Annotated in this window: 12 protein-coding genes and 1 pseudogene; 2 read left to right on the top strand and 11 right to left on the bottom strand. The window is 41.4% G+C overall.

The window, feature by feature from the left end; translation table 11 throughout:
- Positions 1-2 precede the first annotated feature (2 nt).
- The 6 genes and pseudogenes from J8Z28_RS04925 to rppH form a co-directional block, all read right to left on the bottom strand.
- Positions 3-1,229 carry a tyrosine-type recombinase/integrase gene (locus J8Z28_RS04925; RefSeq protein WP_250659997.1) on the bottom strand — a complete coding sequence of 409 codons (1,227 nt, stop codon included), beginning with the start codon at positions 1,227-1,229 and terminating at the stop codon, positions 3-5.
- A gap of 128 nt (positions 1,230-1,357) precedes the next feature.
- Positions 1,358-1,933: pseudogene (locus J8Z28_RS04920) on the bottom strand (thymidylate synthase); the annotation flags it as partial.
- A 13-nt stretch (positions 1,934-1,946) separates the two neighbouring features.
- The gene (gene lgt, locus J8Z28_RS04915) at positions 1,947-2,750 is read right to left on the bottom strand and encodes a prolipoprotein diacylglyceryl transferase (RefSeq protein ID WP_054562237.1); all 804 of its coding nucleotides are present in this window, start codon (positions 2,748-2,750) and stop codon (positions 1,947-1,949) included.
- Positions 2,751-2,764: 14 nt separating this feature from the next.
- On the bottom strand, positions 2,765-3,574 hold the full coding sequence (locus J8Z28_RS04910; RefSeq protein ID WP_055020682.1) for a sulfite exporter TauE/SafE family protein: 810 nt from the start codon (positions 3,572-3,574) through the stop codon (positions 2,765-2,767).
- 338 nt (positions 3,575-3,912) lie between these two features.
- Positions 3,913-6,189: a phosphoenolpyruvate--protein phosphotransferase gene (ptsP, locus tag J8Z28_RS04905; protein WP_250659996.1), complete on the bottom strand. Its 2,277-nt coding sequence runs from the start codon at positions 6,187-6,189 to the stop codon at positions 3,913-3,915.
- A 33-nt stretch (positions 6,190-6,222) separates the two neighbouring features.
- Complete coding sequence (rppH, locus tag J8Z28_RS04900) at positions 6,223-6,741, bottom strand: RNA pyrophosphohydrolase (RefSeq protein WP_054562240.1); 519 nt, start codon at positions 6,739-6,741, stop codon at positions 6,223-6,225.
- 540 nt (positions 6,742-7,281) lie between these two features.
- Here rppH and mutH point away from each other — a divergent pair.
- The gene (mutH, locus tag J8Z28_RS04895) at positions 7,282-7,953 is read left to right on the top strand and encodes a DNA mismatch repair endonuclease MutH (protein ID WP_054554349.1); all 672 of its coding nucleotides are present in this window, start codon (positions 7,282-7,284) and stop codon (positions 7,951-7,953) included.
- A gap of 49 nt (positions 7,954-8,002) precedes the next feature.
- On the opposite strand, the gene eno is transcribed toward mutH, so the two are convergent.
- The 5 genes from eno to rlmD all read right to left on the bottom strand — a co-directional run bounded on the left by eno (position 8,003) and on the right by rlmD (position 15,499).
- Positions 8,003-9,301, bottom strand: a complete 1,299-nt coding sequence (eno, locus tag J8Z28_RS04890) for a phosphopyruvate hydratase (protein ID WP_054562241.1) — start codon at positions 9,299-9,301, stop codon at positions 8,003-8,005.
- Positions 9,302-9,414: 113 nt separating this feature from the next.
- The gene (gene pyrG, locus J8Z28_RS04885; protein ID WP_054562242.1) at positions 9,415-11,049 is read right to left on the bottom strand and encodes a CTP synthase; all 1,635 of its coding nucleotides are present in this window, start codon (positions 11,047-11,049) and stop codon (positions 9,415-9,417) included.
- Positions 11,050-11,206: 157 nt separating this feature from the next.
- The gene (gene mazG, locus J8Z28_RS04880) at positions 11,207-12,007 is read right to left on the bottom strand and encodes a nucleoside triphosphate pyrophosphohydrolase (RefSeq protein WP_054562243.1); all 801 of its coding nucleotides are present in this window, start codon (positions 12,005-12,007) and stop codon (positions 11,207-11,209) included.
- Positions 12,007-14,166, bottom strand: coding sequence for a GTP diphosphokinase (gene relA, locus J8Z28_RS04875; protein WP_054562244.1), 2,160 nt, complete (start codon positions 14,164-14,166; stop codon positions 12,007-12,009). The genes mazG and relA overlap by 1 nt, the downstream gene beginning before the upstream one ends.
- Positions 14,167-14,173: 7 nt before the next feature.
- Positions 14,174-15,499, bottom strand: coding sequence for a 23S rRNA (uracil(1939)-C(5))-methyltransferase RlmD (gene rlmD, locus J8Z28_RS04870; RefSeq protein ID WP_250659995.1), 1,326 nt, complete (start codon positions 15,497-15,499; stop codon positions 14,174-14,176).
- A gap of 80 nt (positions 15,500-15,579) precedes the next feature.
- Here rlmD and barA point away from each other — a divergent pair, with 80 nt between their 5' ends.
- Positions 15,580-18,348 carry a two-component sensor histidine kinase BarA gene (barA, locus tag J8Z28_RS04865; protein WP_054562246.1) on the top strand — a complete coding sequence of 923 codons (2,769 nt, stop codon included), beginning with the start codon at positions 15,580-15,582 and terminating at the stop codon, positions 18,346-18,348.
- Positions 18,349-18,358 lie beyond the last annotated feature (10 nt).

Genomic DNA, 18,358 nt, shown 5'->3' with positions numbered 1-18,358 from the left:
GACTACTTTCTTTTAGTCTTAGTTTGAGCGTTCAACTGCTCCATCAAACGCGAACGAGTTAATATTTCTCCGTTATTGTCGGCAATCTTGCCGTAGGTTTCGTAAGGTAATTGAGTATAAACTTGAGTTGTTTTCAAATATGCATGTCCAAGACATGTCTGAAGCAATACTAATTTATCAACAGCATGATCGCCTAAATCCGGGGATCTTAATACAGACCCAGCGAAGCCATGTCTTAACATATGTGGATGAATCGCTCTCTTTATCAGCCCTTTTTTTAATGCACGTTTAGATACACGACTTAATAACTTACTTACAGATCCCGAATTGTATGGTGTACCATGAGAATTAAGAAATGCGGGGGCGTCTATGCCAAATTCTTTCGTTCTAACTCTATATTCCGGTGTTGAAAAATATCGTCGCAACCTCGCTAAAGTGTGAATACTTGTTAATGTATATCTTTCATTAATTTGGCGCTTTCTTCCTTTAGAACCTGCAACAAATACTTGTTTGTATTCAGAAGGAATTACAATCGTGTCAGCATCTAACATGTACATGTGATTATCTGTAGATAAAGCTGTATCAATGTGCTCTTTCTTCACTCTAGGTATTTCCGAGCGTCTAAGACCAGTGTCGTACATGAATTGCAGTAAGACTTTTTCTCGCTCGTGATTAGTACACATCATCAATGCAGTTAATTCATCTAAACTGCACATTTCAACTAACTTAGACTTTGAAGAACCGTAAATTAAACCGTCTACGTAAGGATTATCATCACGAAGTGCTTTACCATCATTCCGAGCCTTACAGAGATAGTCATTAAAAAACGCTTGGAACGTAGCGTCCCTGTTACTAATAGTGGTTGAAGCAAGACCTTTGGCTTGCCTTAAGTAAGCAAAATATTCACTAAAATTATGCTCTTGAATATCCAGCAATGCATTATCCAGTTCCTGATGTTTCAATGTGCTTTGTTCGTTCAAATAATCAAACAAATACGAAAGATTTTTTGCGTAAGTGGATATTGTAGTTAGCGGAGTTTTTCCATGCCGTAAAGCTTCTGACAGCCAATTTGAGACATTTGGAAGAACTTGGTGTTTTGAGTTAAATACAACTACTCCAGTTACTGCTGATTGCTCTGGAATCTCAATATTTTTTGTTGGAATTTGTTTATTAAAAATGTACGTATCCTTAAATTCTAGTATTCCTCCTTCAATTATCTTAAATCTCATTTAATACCTATTTCACTCTAAAATATAGTACTCATAGCGTACTATGCAATTAATTAATGTACCGATTTACTTTTACTGTGGTATAAAAAAAAGGACTTTTTAATTTCCTTTTTTCCATATTGTGCATTTCTATTATAGGGTAATAAAAGCGGCACATCGCAGCTACGTTGGTATGATGTTAAGTATAGGGTATCGCCCAACAAAGAAAAGGTGTGCGTGTGCATACAAGGGCGTAAACAGCCTAACTCAAACTCACCTGGGTTATAAAAAGTGACGATTTCACCGCGATCATCAATCCCTTTTGATAAGTTATCGATAACTTTTTTAAGTTGATCAAGGTGGCTGCCATCCGGACGTTGCCAACTGCGGCCTTGCACACCATACACTCGCCCCATATCATCTTCACCACGACGATGTGGATTTTCAAGCCAAGCTTTGTTTTCGTTTGCGTTAGCATTCCAAGTCATACAGCCGATATCACGAAACTGTGCAGCGCTGTCGTAACCACGTAAATAACCAAGTAACTCCGCAATCGCCGCTTTGTAAAAGCTCTTGCGCGTTGTTATTAGCGGAAACTTATTATTTGCCACATCATATTCAAGATCGGCATTAATAACGGTTAAACACTTAGTCCCTGTGCGTTTGTTCTCAACCCACACACCTTCGTCAACAATACGCTGACATAAATCTAAATACTGTTTCATTGATTTGCTCTTGTTATGCTTTACTTGCCACGCTGTGTTGCGGCTTTTTATAGGCCCATATTAACAAACCAAGGCCACCAATTACCATCGGCAATGACAGTATTTGCCCCATCGAGATAAAGCCTGCGAATAAACCTAAATGAGCATCTGGCTCACGGAAATATTCAACAATAAATCTAAACACGCCATAGCCAAGTAAGAACACCCCAGCAACACTTCCCGCTGGGCGAGGCTTTTTGATAAACCATTGTAAGATTAAGAACAGCACTAAACCTTCTAAAAAGGCTTCGTATAATTGTGATGGATGACGAGGCTCTGGACCACCTGATGGGAAAATAAACGCCCAAGGTACATCAGTCACTCGGCCCCATAACTCGCCATTAATAAAGTTACCAATTCGCCCTGCTAACAAACCGAGCGGCACCAGTGGCACTACAAAATCGCCCACTTCAAATAATGATTTTTTGCGGGTCCAAGCAAAAATTGCAATGGCTGTAATTACACCCAGAGTGCCACCATGGAACGACATACCACCTTGGTCAATTCTGAATAAGTACAATGGGTTTTCAATAAAGTAGCTGAACTGATAAAACAATACATAACCAATACGGCCGCCTAGTATTACCCCGAGCATACCGTAAAATAATAAGTCACTAACTTGTTCTTTTGTCCAACCTGAGTTTGGTTTTTCTGCTTGACGATTAGCAAGCCACATAGCCAAAGCAAAACCAATTAAATACATTAAACCGTACCAACGTACGCTAAGCGGGCCTACCGAAAAAATAACCGGATCGATATCTGGAAATTGAAGAGCCATAAAAATAAAAACCTTTAACTAAACACCATTTTAAGCGCAATTATGACAAGTAATAGCGCGAATACTTTTTTTATTGTTGCCACAGGCAAGTAATGCGTGGCTTTGGCACCTATTGGCGCAATGAGCGACGAGGTAACCACAATCCCGACTAACGCAGGTAAATACACAAATCCGGCAAATCCATCACTGAAAGATGTTAATTGCCACCCGGCAGATACGTAACCCACCGAGCCGAATAGCGCAATGACAATACCACATGCAGCAGCACAACCAATGGCCTTTTTAATATCAACAGAAAAATAATGCAGTAGCGGCACAATAAGCGCCCCGCCGCCAATACCAATTAGCCCCGACAGCGCCCCCATTATGGCACATAAAAAGCCAAGAATAGGCCCTGATGGAAGCGGTTTTTCACTGGCGGCTTTTTTTCGTGTCGATAACACCATTCTGAGCGCGATAAACACCACGCTACCAGCAAAAACAAAGCGCAGTAGCTGCTCGGGGATAAAGCTTGCTGCAAAACCACTGATCAATGCGCCTAGGCCAACACCAGTCATAACCCATGGGGCAATTTCCCAAGGCACGTTAGCATTACGATGATGAGCAAGGGCTGAAGAAGTCGAGGTAAAAATAATGGATGCTAACGAGGTTGCTATCGCGATGACTAATACATGGCTTGGGTCGGCAACATTGAACGATACTAATAGCGCACTAAGCACCGGTACGATAATAAGACCTCCACCAATACCTAATAATCCTGCTAAAAATCCAACCACGCTGCCCAAAATTGCGCAGTACACCATTAAAAGTATTACGTCATGCATAGCACACTCATATATTCAATTTGTTATATACATATACTAAACTAATATATATACCCAAACCACCTCAAGATGCGAGTTTCAGTTGGAATTAAAAGCGATTTAGGCAAGGCATTGATTGCAAGTAATAGTGGTTCTATTGTTAAAATCAATAACGCAGTATAAATCGCTTTTAAACCAACCCTTTGGGCATTTCACAGGCACTTACTCTCATCGTTGTTACTTCTTAAAAGGGACTGCCATTCTTGCAAAGTAACGCCTTGATATTAAGCACCTGTGAAACGCTGAATTCTACATCTTGAGATGGCTTGGGTATAGGCGCTTCACAGCACAATTTTCCCTCATGATTGACCTTGGCTTGGAGTATAAAATAGCTCACCGAGTTGATGTTCAATCATAAAGTTACGCGTTAACCTAAGTACATGTTTTGCAGTGGGTTGTAATAAACACTCTGCAAGTAACTTTTCCATATCACTGACATTTAATCGCCTAAGCACAAACTTAATTTTACTAATCGAAGCATAGTTCATACTCAAGCTTCGATAACCCATCGCAATAAGTAGTAAAGCGCCTTCTGGGTCGCCCCCTAACTCACCACACAAACTAAATGGCAACTCATGTTGTTGACACTCTTGTGCTATTTTTAACAGCACTCTAAGTACACTTGGGTGATAAGGGTTAAATAGCTCAGCAACGCGGGCATTAGAGCGATCAACTGCCAGCATATACTGGGTTAAATCGTTGCTACCTACAGAGCAAAAATCGACTTTTTGCGACCACTCTTCAAGCATAAATACACTTGAAGGTACTTCTAACATCACCCCGATTTCTGGGCGTTCTATTGCCTGTTCGGGGTATTGCTCACTTAACTCAAAATAGGCTTGTTCGAGCAGTTTTAACGATTCATCGACTTCCTCTGAGCCACTAATCATTGGCAGCATGATTTTTAAATTACCCAAACCAATATTGGCTTTTAACATTGCCTTGAGCTGATCTAAAAATAGCTCTGGATGGTCTAAGGTCACGCGAATACCTCGCCAACCTAAGAATGGGTTTTCTTCTGTTATATTGAAGTAATCTAAAACTTTATCGCCACCAATATCGAGTGTACGCATTACCACAGGATTAGGGTGATAGCTCGTTAGCACTTCGCGATACCACTTTTCTTGTTCTGACTGTGAAGGAAATTGGCCTTTTTGCATAAACCAGGCTTCGGTGCGATAAAGGCCTACCCCATCGCAAAATGGCTTATTATCATGCTCAGTATTTAATTCAAGGCCTGCGTTTAGTAATAAGCTAATGTGTTCGCCATCTTTAGTGACGGCATCTAAGTTTTGCTCTGCGACAAAACGGTCGTTCAATAAGGCTTCTTGATATTTGAGCTGACTGTATTCCTCTTGCAGCATTTGTGAAGGAGAAATATATAAACGCCCTGCATAGGCATCTAAAATCATTTGCTTGCCTTCAAACTGCAATAACGGCACATCTTCAATGCCCCAAATAGCAGGGATCCCCATAGCACGAGTTAATATAGAAGCATGACTATTTGCCGCACCATTAACACTCACAACCCCGGCAAGGTGCCCTTTAGGTACTTCAGCAAGCATTGCAGGGGTTAATGTACCGGCAATTAAAATAGTGTCTTTAGGGTAAGGTTTTGCCGCATGCTCAGTATTTACTAAGTGATGTAAAACCCGTAAACCAATATCTTTAACATCAACAGCACGCTCTTTAATGTAAGGATCTTGCATGGCATTGAATTGAGTCACTAATTTCTCAATAACAATTTTCAGGGCGCTTTTAGCATTCCAGCCTTGTTGTAATTGCGCTTCAACATTTTGACCAAGACTTTTGGCATCAAGTAACTGCTGATAAACATCAAATACCGCCAGTGCCTCTTGCGGAATAGAGTCACTCAGTGTCATCGATAAGGTATTAAACTCGTTCCGCGTCGCAGCCACTGCTTGGGTAAATAGCTTACGCTGGGTGCTCATATCGTCGTCTTTTTGCAGTTCAATAGAGCTAAAGTCAAGTTTAGGGATCACCACAAAGGCTTCACCTATGGCAATACCTGGTGCACTTGATACCCCTTTTAATACTGAGGTTTGGTGTGAAAACTCATCGACGCGTAAAATTTCTTTTATTTCTGCATGAGCTAACTGAGAAGCTAGCTGGGCCGAGAGCGTAATTAAGAATGACTCTTCGTCAGGGCTAAAAACACGGGCTAGTTTTTGTTGAACAACAATAACGCCTAAAACCTTTTTCTGGTGCACGACTGGCACTGATAAAAATGCGTTATAGCCTTCTTCATTAACTTCTGGTGAGAGTTTAAAACGAGGGTGAGACTTAGCAAAAGCAATATTGATAGGCTCTTCACGCTGAGCAACAAGACCAACGAGACCTTCAGTAAAACCTATACGAAACTTACCCACTGCATCTGGGTTGAGGCCTTGGGTGGCCATCAATACAAAGTTATCTTGGCTATAATCTGCAAAATAAATCGAGCAGCACTGTGTTTGCATGGCATCTTTTACCATTTGCACAAAACACCCCAGCGCACTATTTAAGTCCGCCTGTTGCGACACTGCCTCAGCAATTGATCTGAGCGTGGCTAACATGATGCTGCTCCTTTGATTTAAATAAGGTTGCCCTTATCGTTTATGTCGCCAATGATCTTTGTGTTGCTCTCGTTTATTAAACGGCATTGCAAACGGAGCAAACTCTTTCATTACTCGACGATATACATCGCGCTTAAACGAAACAACCTGCCTAACCGGATACCAATAACTCACCCATCGCCAATCATCAAACTCGGGGTGATGAGTTTTAAGTAAATCTACATCTTCATCTTTACAACGAAGTTTCAGTAAAAACCATTTTTGTTTTTGCCCAATACACACAGGACTTGAGTCTCTGCGAATTAAACGCTTGGGTAATTTATAGCGTAACCAATGTTTAGAACTTGCGACGATCTCAACGTCTTCAGGAAGCAAGCCCACTTCTTCGTGTAATTCTCTGTACATGGTTTGCTCTGCTGTTTCGCCGTCATCAACACCACCTTGGGGAAATTGCCAAGAGTGCTGACCATAGCGACGAGCCCAAAATACTTGTCCCTGATTATTGCAAATTACAATTCCGACATTGGCACGAAAACCTTCGGCATCAATCACCTTAGTGCCTCATTTGTAAGTCGATTTTTATTGATTGTTCCACATAACCTGCGATACAGCAAACACTTTACACCTAAGCCTAAATTAGATTGAAAATTTATTTTTTAACAAACATGTTTAATCAAGATGTTACGAAGCAATTATTATAAAAATGTGCAGTTTGATTAAAATAACTATTTACAACCGTATTTTTATCACCTTACCCACAGCTTGTGCATAACTTTTATAAATCATGCCTAAATTGCAAACAAATCCACAATCCATAGTTGAAATATCCACTTTCTCCACAGAAACTGTGGATAAACATGTTTATATATCTGTATTTATACAAACAACTGTTTAATTAATGAAATAGAAACAACATACAAAAACAGTAAAACAATTAAATATCAAATAGTTAGAATCAAACATCCAAAAGTGAAACTGATTATTTTTAGCTCACACTTAACGTGCGCAAAAAACACCCAAACACAAAGATATCCACTAAGGCGTGCATTTGCTATCATGAACCGGATAAATAGACAATCAAATAAACGCCTTATGCGACCAATAAAACCCGCTTCTATAAACGAATTAATGCAACGTGTTGATGCTATTGCAGGCCTCACCCTAGGGCAGCTAGCTGAGCAATATCAGTTTAAAACCCCTGACGATTTACTTCGTGAAAAAGGCTGGACCGGGCAACTTATCGAATATGTGCTTGGCGCAACAGCGGGTTCAAAACCAACACCTGATTTTGAAGAGTTAGGCATTGAGCTAAAAACTCTTCCTATTTCATTTAAAGGCAAACCACTCGAAACAACCTTTGTTTCGGTAACGCCGCTATTAAATGTAACCGGAATGACTTGGCAACAAAGTACGGTTCGTAAAAAGTTGAATCATGTTTTGTGGTTACCAATTTTAGGCGAGCGCGAGATACTGCCTTTTCACCGTACCATAGGCAGTGGCTTTTTATGGCAGCCAAGTGCAGAGCAAGATGCCCTTTTACAGCGTGATTGGGAAGAACAAATGGAGCTAATTGCCCTTGGTCGCGTAGATGAAATTTCGGGTCATTTAGGTGATGTAATGCAAATAAGGCCAAAAGCTGCCAATAGCAAAGCGCTGACTGACGCTATTGGCCCAAATGGCCAGATAGTACAAACCTTACCTCGCGGCTTTTACCTAAAAACCAGCTTTACTGGCGAAATCCTAAAACAACAATTTCAGCTATAAAAAAACCTCCCGAAGGAGGTTTTTTAAAGTCTTGATGAGCTAAGCCAGATTACTGACCTTTAACCTCTTTAAGACCGTTGTAAGGTGCTTTCTCACCTAATACTTCTTCAATGCGAAGTAATTGGTTGTACTTAGCAATACGGTCAGAACGGCTTAATGAACCCGTTTTGATTTGACCAGCTGCAGTACCTACTGCTAAATCAGCAATTGTCGCATCTTCAGTTTCACCTGAACGGTGTGAGATAACAGCTGTGAAACCAGCGTCTTTAGCCATTTTGATAGCAGCAAGCGTTTCAGTTAATGAACCGATTTGGTTGAACTTGATTAGGATTGAGTTAGCAATACCGTTATCAATACCACGCTTTAAGATCTTCGTGTTAGTTACGAAAAGGTCATCACCTACTAATTGTACTTTGTCGCCAATTAGTTGTGTTTGGTGTGCGAAACCATCCCAATCAGACTCATCTAAGCCGTCTTCAATTGAAACAATTGGGTATTGCTCAGTAAGGCCTTTAAGGAAGTGGTTGAATTCTTCAGAAGTGAATTTTTTACCTTCGCCTTTAAGGTCGTAGATATTCGCTTCTTTGTCGTAAAACTCAGATGCCGCACAGTCTAGAGCTAGAGTGATATCTTTACCAAGCTCATAACCTGCATTTGCAACAGCAACCTTGATTGCAGCAAGTGCCGCTTCGTTAGATTCAAGGTTAGGAGCAAAACCACCTTCATCACCTACTGATGTAGAGTGACCTTCAGCTTTAAGTACTTTTGCTAAGCTGTGGAAAACTTCAGCGCCCATACGTAATGCTTCACGGAAGTTTGTAGCACCAACTGGCTGGATCATGAACTCTTGAATATCAACAGAGTTATCAGCATGCTCACCACCATTGATGATGTTCATCATAGGTAATGGCATTGAGTAAACACCTGATGTGCCGTTTAGGTCTGCAATGTGCTCATAAAGCTCAACGCCTTTAGAGTTAGCAGCCGCTTTAGCTGTTGCTAAAGACACAGCTAAGATAGCGTTAGCACCTAGTTTTTCTTTGTTTTCAGTACCATCTAAGTCAAGCATCACTTGGTCAACAGCTTTTTGATCAACTGCGTTTTGGCCTTTAAGAGCTTCAGCGATTTCGTTATTGATATAGCCTACTGCTTTTAAAACACCTTTACCTAGGTAACGTGCTTTATCACCATCACGTAATTCAAGCGCTTCGCGAGTACCTGTTGATGCACCAGATGGTGCTGCAGCACGGCCCCATGAACCATCAGCTAAATGTACATCAGCTTCAACAGTTGGGTTACCACGCGAGTCCATGATTTCGCGACCAATCACTTTTACGATTTCTGACATCTTGATTCCTCTTTTCCCGAAAATGGTGAGTTAGTGCCAATTTTATTAATTATCCTTAATGCCATTGGCTTATTAAAACAAATAAGCCGTGCATAAAGCACGGCCTATTTAAATTACGATGACGCTTTTTGGTGAGTGTGTGCAGCTGCAACAAACCCTTCAAACAGCGGGTGACCATCACGTGGTGTTGACGTGAATTCCGGGTGGAATTGCGCGGCAATAAACCAAGGGTGATCTTTATTCTCGATAATTTCGACTAGTTTCTTATCTTCAGATAAACCAGTGAAACTTAAGCCTGCTTTTTCAAGCTGCTCTACAAAGTGGTTATTCACTTCGTAACGGTGACGGTGACGTTCAACAATTTCGTCACTACCGTATACTTCACTTACTTTAGAACCCGGTGTTAAGTGACACTTCTGTGCACCTAAACGCATAGTACCACCTAGGTCAGATTGCTCATCACGGATTTCAACGTTACCGTCAGCATCTTGCCATTCAGTGATTAAACCAACAACTGGGTGTGCTGATTTAGCATTAAACTCTGTTGAGTTTGCATCTTCAAGGCCTGCAACATTACGCGCATATTCAATAAGCGCTACTTGCATACCTAAACAAATGCCTAAGTAAGGAACTTTATTTTCACGTGCATATTTAGCCGCTAAGATCTTACCTTCAACACCACGGCCGCCGAAGCCACCTGGAACTAAGATAGCATCAAGGTGAGAGAGTAACTCAGTACCTTTACTTTCTAAGTCTTGTGAATCAACGTATTCGATGTTCACAGTTAAACGGTTTTTCAGACCTGCATGCTTTAATGCTTCGTTTACTGATTTATATGCATCTGGTAGTTCGATGTACTTACCAACCATACCAATTGTCACTTCACCTGTTGGGTTAGACTCTTGGTATAACACTTGTTCCCACTCAGATAAATCTGCTTCTGGGCACTCAAGATAGAAACGACGACATACGAAGTTATCTAATTCTTGTGACTTAAGTAACGCAGGGATCTTATAGATGCTTTCTACGTCTGGTAATGAAATAACAGCTTTTTCTTCAACGTTAGTGAAAAGTGCAATCTTCGCGCGCTCGTTATTTGGTAATTTACGATCAGAACGACAGATCAAGATATCTGGTTGGATACCAATCGAACGTAATTCTTTTACAGAATGTTGTGTTGGCTTAGTTTTAACTTCACCTGCAGGGCCTAAGAATGGCACTAGCGTTAGGTGGATAAACAATGCGCGCTCACGGCCAATTTCAGTGCCAAGCTGACGAATTGCTTCTAAGAAAGGTTGTGACTCGATGTCACCAACTGTACCGCCAATTTCAACGATTGCTACATCGCGACCTTCAGCACCGTCGTATACACGTTGCTTAATGTCGTTTGTGATGTGTGGAATAACCTGAATTGTTGCACCAAGGTACTCACCACGACGCTCACGTCGTAATACATCTTCATAAACACGACCTTGTGTGAAGTTGTTGCGGCTAGTCATCTTGGTACGGATGAAACGCTCATAGTGACCTAAGTCAAGGTCAGTCTCTGCACCGTCTTCAGTTACAAATACTTCACCGTGCTGAATTGGGCTCATAGTGCCTGGGTCAACGTTAATGTAAGGATCCAGCTTTAAAATAGTCACGTTAAGACCACGTGCTTCTAAAATAGCGGCTAATGACGCTGCTGCAATACCCTTACCCAACGAAGAAACAACCCCGCCAGTTACGAAGATAAATTTTGTACTCATGCGAACCCTAGAATATCAGGAATTAAAAGGAATAATATAGAATCAAGACGGGGCGATATTATAGCAAAGGGGCTGCTATCAATCCAGATAAAATTAGCAAATAAGTGCACAAAAAACGAGCTTGGTTACACTGTACCCAAACTGCTCTACAATGCACTTACTTGGCTTGCTTTTTAATGGCTTCCCATGCGTTGTCCATTTCTTCAAGGCTAGCCGTTTCTAAACTCTGGCCACGTTCACCTAAGTAAGCAGCCACTTTTTCAAAGCGTGACGCGAACTTAGCATTGGCACTTCGTAATAATTGCTCAGGATCGCGCTTAATATGACGGGCAACATTCACTGTTGCAAACAGTAAATCACCAAGCTCTTCTGCACTGTGCTCTGAATAAGGGTCGTGAGCCAGCGCTTCTTTTACTTCGTCTACTTCTTCAGCAACTTTATCGAGCGCACCATGATAACTTGGCCAATCAAACCCTAAGCTTGCTACACGCTGTTGAATCTTCTTCGCTTTTGAAAGGCCCGGCATAGCATCAGGAATGTCTTGCCACAGGCTCATTTGTGGTGAAGCTGCTTTTTCTGCTCGCTCTTGTGCTTTAATAGCCTGCCACTGCTCAGAAAGCTCAGCGTCAGTCAGCTCACTTTGTTCTGCAAAGACATGGGGATGACGATGCACTAACTTATCATTAAGCGTATTAGCCACATCGGCAAAATCAAATAATCCTTGCTCTTTGGCAAGTTGAGCATAAAAGATGACTTGAAACAGTAAATCGCCAAGTTCACTTTTAAGCTCAGTAAGCTCACCTTTTTCAATGCAATCTGCTACTTCGTAAGCTTCTTCAAGGGTATGCGGCACTATTGACTTAAAGTCTTGTTTTAAATCCCACGGGCACCCAGATTCTGGGTCCCGTAGTTTGGCCATAATAGCAAGCGACTGCTCAATTGACTGTTTATCACACATTACGAATGACCACGCTTTGCATCATGTACACCTTCGATTTGATGTAACTTAGACAATAAGCGGTTGGTGCTTGATAAGTCATGTACTTCAACCTGCATTGAAAACAGCGCAAGCTGCTTATCTTCAACCGTGTTGACGTTCATGTTCAGCACATTCACTTTTTCGTTTGCAAGCACTGAGCTGATATCTCGAATAAGGCCTGAGCGATCGGTCGCTTCAACTTTAATCGTTAATGAGTAAGAGCCATTGACATCGTCTGACCAACTTACTGATATAACCCGCTCAGGATGCTTTTCACGAAGTTTCTCAAACGAATCGCAGTCTTCACGGTGAACTGCAATCCCTCGGCCTTGCGTAATGTAGCCAATAATTTCATCGCCCGGCACAGGTCGGCAGCATTTAGCAACATGGCTCATTAAGCTACCTACCCCATCAACAACAATACCGTTCTTATCGCCGGTGACACTTTTTGGCTTTTTAAACTTAATTTGTGGTTCGTCATGCTCACGGTCACTAATGAAGTTTAATAACTGGTTTAAGCGAACATCTCCAGCACCTACCGCAACCATAAGGTCGTCAAGGCCTTTAAGGTTAAAGCGCTCGATTGCTGGCACTAGATCTTTGGTTGTTAAATCTAGTTTTTGCAGCTCAGTTTCGAGTATTTCTTTACCGGCACTTAAGTTTTTATCGCGATCAAGCTGCTTAAACCAATGATGGATTTTAGAGCGTGCTCGTGAAGACTTAATATAACCTAGCGATGGGTTTAACCAATCACGGCTTGGGTTAGGTTGCTTTTGAGTTAAAATTTCAACCTGATCGCCGGTGCTTAATTGGTGAGTAAATGGCACAATTTTGCCAAACACTTTTGCGCCAATACAGCGATGCCCTACATTTGAGTGAATGTAATAAGCAAAATCAAGTGGTGTTGCACCCAGCGGCAAATCGAAAATATCCCCTTTAGGCGTAAACACATAAACACGGTCTTCTACTACTTGGTTTTTAAGCTCTTCCGCTAGGTCACTGCCATCAACAACTTCTTCTTGCCATTGCAGTAACTTACGTAACCAGCTAATTTTTTGCTCGTAGCCTGAACCACGTCCTGGCAATGCACCTTCTTTGTACATCCAGTGCGCAGCAACACCTAGCTCAGCATCTTGGTGCATTTCGCTCGTACGAATTTGAATTTCAACGGTTTTACCTTCTGGGCCAAATACCACGGTATGAATTGACTGATAACCGTTTTGCTTAGGTGTTGCGATGTAATCATCAAATTCTTTATTTAAATGGCGCCAGTTAGTATGCACGATACCTAATGCCGCGTAACAATCTTGCAGGCGCTCTACCACTATGCGCATAGCGCGAATATCAAAAAGCTGGTCGAACTCGTAGTTCTTCTGTGCCATTTTTTTGTAGATGCTGTAGATATGTTTAGGGCGGCCATACACCTCACCTTCAATACCTGCTTCAGCCAAGCGTGCTTTTACTAAAGCAACCATGTTCTCCATGTAGGCTTCACGGGCAAGGCGCTTATCATCCAGCTGTTTGGCGATATTTTTATAGGTATCTGGGTGCAAATAACGGAACGAAAGATCTTCAAGTTCCCATTTAAGCTGACCAATCCCTAAACGGTTAGCTAGGGGAGCAAAAATGTCGCGTGTTTCTTTAGCGGCAATGACGCGCTCTTCTTCACTTGCGTCTTTAACATCACGCAGGTGGCACACTTGCTCTGCAAGTTTAATCACTACGGCGCGCACATCTTCAACCATGGCTAACAGCATACGGCGAATATTATCGATTTGTACTGTGCCTTTTCCTTGATGGGCTAAGGTGCTGATGGTAGCCATTTGGCTTACGCCTGTTAGTAATAACGCAACGTGATTACCCAGCTTTTCGGTGACTGTCTCAATTGAGATTTTTTCGGCTAAAAAATAAGGCGTTAAAAAAGCAGTGGCAAGAGAGTCTGCATCTAAATTTAGCTCAGCTAAAATCTCCACCATTTCAATGGCTGTGTTTTCACGTTTTGCATCATCGCAATGCAGGCACAGTTGGTGGGCCTGCTCTAATAAGGTATGTTTGTCTTCTGTTAGCGCTAACAGCTCGATACGGCTGGCAAAATCACTCGGCTTAGTTAGCTGATGTGACTGTCTAGTGGCTACCATGTGCGCTTTACCTCCTGTGAAATAACGCCATCGTTTCAATATGCCCGGTATGCGGGAACATATTCATAAGCCCAATTTTTTCAATGCTAAAGCCTGCTTGTAAAATAATTGCACTGTCACGGGCTAAAGTAACAGGATCACAAGAGACGTATAAAATCGTTTTAAACTGAGTAAGTGGTAACTGCTCTAAAATAGCCATTGCGCCAGTACGTGATGGATCAAGAACTAACACGTCAAGTTCGGCACTAAACCAAGCAGCTGATTGCATTGATTTTGTTAAATCAAAACAATAAAAATCGGTATTCGACAATGAGTTAGTTTGCGCATTTTGTTTTGCTAATGCAACCGCAGAATCGACCCCTTCAACACCAATAACATATTTAGCATACTTTGCAATCAATAATGAAAAGTTACCAATACCACAAAACAAATCCAATACCTGCTCATGACCTTGTAAATCAAGCCACTGTTTTGCTTGATGCAGCATAGCTTGGTTCACTTGCGGGTTAACTTGAATAAAGTTTTCAAGGCCAAACTCAAAGCGTAAATCATAAGCTGGTATCTGGTAGTACGGCATTTGATGGTCACTGTGATCAATTTCACCACTTTGTGATTGCCACACAACACGCCAGCTATATTCATCACACGCCGCTACGACTATGGCTTTTAACTCTGCATTAATAGCTTTGGTATGCCTAATAACCACAAAGGCCGCGTTATCAGCTTCACATAATTGTAAGTGACTAATACTGCTCAGACCTGAATGGCTGTTGATAAGAACATCAAAAACTGAAAAAACGTCTTTAAAAGTGCTGCTCAGCACATCACAGCTTTCAATACTCACCAATTGTTTAGAACCCTGAGCTCGATACCCTACGCGCATTTTCTTCGCAGCTTTGTCATGCATTACAGCAATACGCGCAGAGCGACGATAATGGTGCTCTTCACTAAGCAGAGGTGCTTGCCAATTTAAGTCATCAGCTTTAGCAAACTTGCTAAACAGCTGACTCACCGCAGCTTGCTTCTCAACCAATTGTTGCTCTGCATTAAGGTGCTGTAGCTGACAACCACCACAAACCTGATAATGCTGACAAAAAGGAGTAACCCTATGCGCTGAGGCTGATAGTACTTTTTTACAATCAGCACTGGCAAAACGTGCCTTATCTTCAATCAATAACGCTTTTACTTCTTCACCCGGCAAAGCACCATTAACAAAACAGACTTTATTTCCCTGCTTAGCAACGCCCCGCCCTTGGTGATCCATAGCAGTGACATTGAGGGTTAGCATTTTTTGCGAAACGGATTTCTTTTTGGCTTTGAAAATCTGTGCCATCGGGCAACACCTTAATTATTGATAAAGCGGGAGTAAGTATATACTCTTAAACAACGATAATAATGATAACAACATTCTTTATGACTAAATTTGGCTTACGTGACTCAGTCTTAACCCTTACACTTATACCGACTGTGATCATAGGCTTGTTGCTGGGCGGTTATTTTACAATAAATCGTTACATTGAGCTCGATGAAATTTTGTATCAACAGGGCGTGACTATTATTGAGCCCCTCGCCATTGCTGTTGAGCAACCATTAATAAAGCGTGATAAAGCCTTATTAACTCGCTTAGTTAGTCATACACATAACAAACACTCCCCTGCTATCCAATCAATTGCTATTTTTGATGAAAACAATGAGTTAGTGATTTTTAGTAAATACCAAAGTGAATTCAAAGAAATTGTTAGCAGCAATGCAAACAGCATGGATGGCATTCAAGTACAAAATTCTGAGCACTATTTAACATTTTCTACTGCCATAATTAATCATAGCCGCCAAGACATGATTTGGAATCATCACAGCTACCAAGCATCGCTAGGCACTGTGGTGATCATGCTCAACAAACAACAAGCCATTATTGGCCAGCAACGGGCATTATTAGTCAGTGGCGTGGTGATTTTACTCGCACTCATACTTGCCACCGTATTAGCGTTTAGATTAACCCGCATGTTTATTCAGCCACTTAATAAGTTAGTACTAGCTACCGACAAACTCATTGAAGGTAAAGTAGACACCGGACTTGATCAAAAAATGTTTGGCGAGTTTGAGCTCTTACGTACTGGTTTAAATACCATTTCAGAAACTATGGTTGTACAACGTGATGAGATGCAAAAGCACATTGACCAAGCAACCTCTGATTACCGCGAAACACTCGAACAATACGAAACACAAAATATTCAGTTAAGTATTGCTAAAAAAGATGCACAAGATGCGAACCGAGTAAAATCAGACTTTTTAGCTAAAATGAGTCACGAATTACGTACACCTTTAAACGGTGTAATAGGTTTTACGCGCCAGCTTTATAAAACCCCGCTCAATAAGCATCAAAAAGATTATCTAGATACCATTGAACTGTCGGCCAATAGCTTACTTACCATTATTAGTGATATTTTAGACTTTTCGAAATTAGAAGCCGGTGCCATGGAACTTGAATCAATGCAATTCCAGCTCCGTGACAATATTAATGAAGTTATGACCTTGTTGGCACCAAGTGCCCACGAAAAGCAACTTGAGCTTTCAATATTTATCCATCCGCAAGTACCTGACAACCTAACTGGCGACCCGACCCGCTTTAAACAAATTTTGATAAACCTATTAAGTAATGCCATTAAATTTACTGAAAAAGGCTCAATCAAGGTTGATGTTGGCTACCGCTTATTAGATGAAGAGCGCGCCTCTATTTTGGTGTCTGTCACCGACACCGGTGTGGGTATCCCTATGGATAAACAAGATGCGTTATTTACACCATTTGGCCAAGCAGACTCGAGTATCACCCGTAAATTTGGTGGCACAGGTCTTGGGTTAATCATCACTAAACATATTGTTGAAGCGATGAATGGCCGCATTACCCTAAACTCAGCACCTGGTAATGGTACCTGCTTTACGTTCAATGCCGTATTCAGAACGCCAAGTAACTCAATTACCAGTGACTTACCGACTCAATCACTGATCAATAAACGTATTTTGTATCTTGAGCCTCATGAGCATACCCATCAAGCAACGTTATCTCTACTACATGAATGGCAAACTCGCGTTACCGCCTGCATGGATGAAGAAAGCTTCTTAAATGAGATCAACAAAGACTTCAGCTACGATATTTGTATTATTGGCCATACCGCTACTATTGACGATATGCAGCAACTTAAGAGTTATGTAAAAGCAGTGCGTCCTGTAACTGATTATTTATACATAATGCTTAATACGGTTTCGCATAATATGCGTGAAGCCTTTGTCGGTAGCGGTGCAGATGCTTGCTTAAGTAAGCCGCTTAACCACCGTAAATTATGTGAGGTACTTGCTGCGCCTTACCGTCTTGACCATCCAGTGCATAACATTGAGCAAGGTGATGAAAAATTATTACCACTTAAAGTACTAGTTGTTGACGATAACGATGCCAACCTAAAACTAATTTGCACCTTGCTTGAAGAACAAATTGAGCTAATTGATACCGCACACAACGGCTCACAAGCATACAGCTTAAGTAAAAGCCATAAATATGACTTGATCTTCATGGACATCCAAATGCCAATTATGGATGGTATTACCGCATGTAAACTTATTCGCGAGTCATCTCTCAATGAAGATACCCCCATCATTGCGGTTACTGCTCACGCCCTCGCAGGTGAAAAAGAGCAACTACTTAAAGATGGCTTTAAAGGCTATTTAACTAAGCCTATTGATGAAGACATGCTAAAACAAATAATTAGCGATCATAGCCCGCAAGCGCCGATTAATCGTGAACGTAGCAAAACTGCCGCAGTTGACTCTGAACCTCCATTTGAAAGTGCCCGCCTCGATTGGCAATTGGCACTACAACGCGCAGGCGGAAAAGAAGAACTAGCACTTGAAATGCTCAATATGTTGTTACTCAGCGTGCCTGAAACCTTGCGCCTACTCAATGAAGCTATAGAAAAAGAAGATTGTGAACATGTACTTAGTATAGTCCACAAGTTCCATGGCGCATGTTGTTACACCGGCGTACCAAAACTAAAATCACTTGCAGAAACACTCGAAACCGCTTTAAAAGGCGATTGCGATTTAAATTACATTGAGCCTGAATTATTTGAGCTGATTGATGAGCTGAATAACTTGTTAAGTGATGCGGGAATGGTTGAGCAACAACGATAAGAGAACACTC

This window comes from Pseudoalteromonas sp. SCSIO 43088, from assembly GCF_023650795.1.
Classification (GTDB): Bacteria; Pseudomonadota; Gammaproteobacteria; order Enterobacterales; family Alteromonadaceae; genus Pseudoalteromonas; species Pseudoalteromonas shioyasakiensis.
This window is presented reverse-complemented; position numbering and strand designations above follow the sequence as displayed.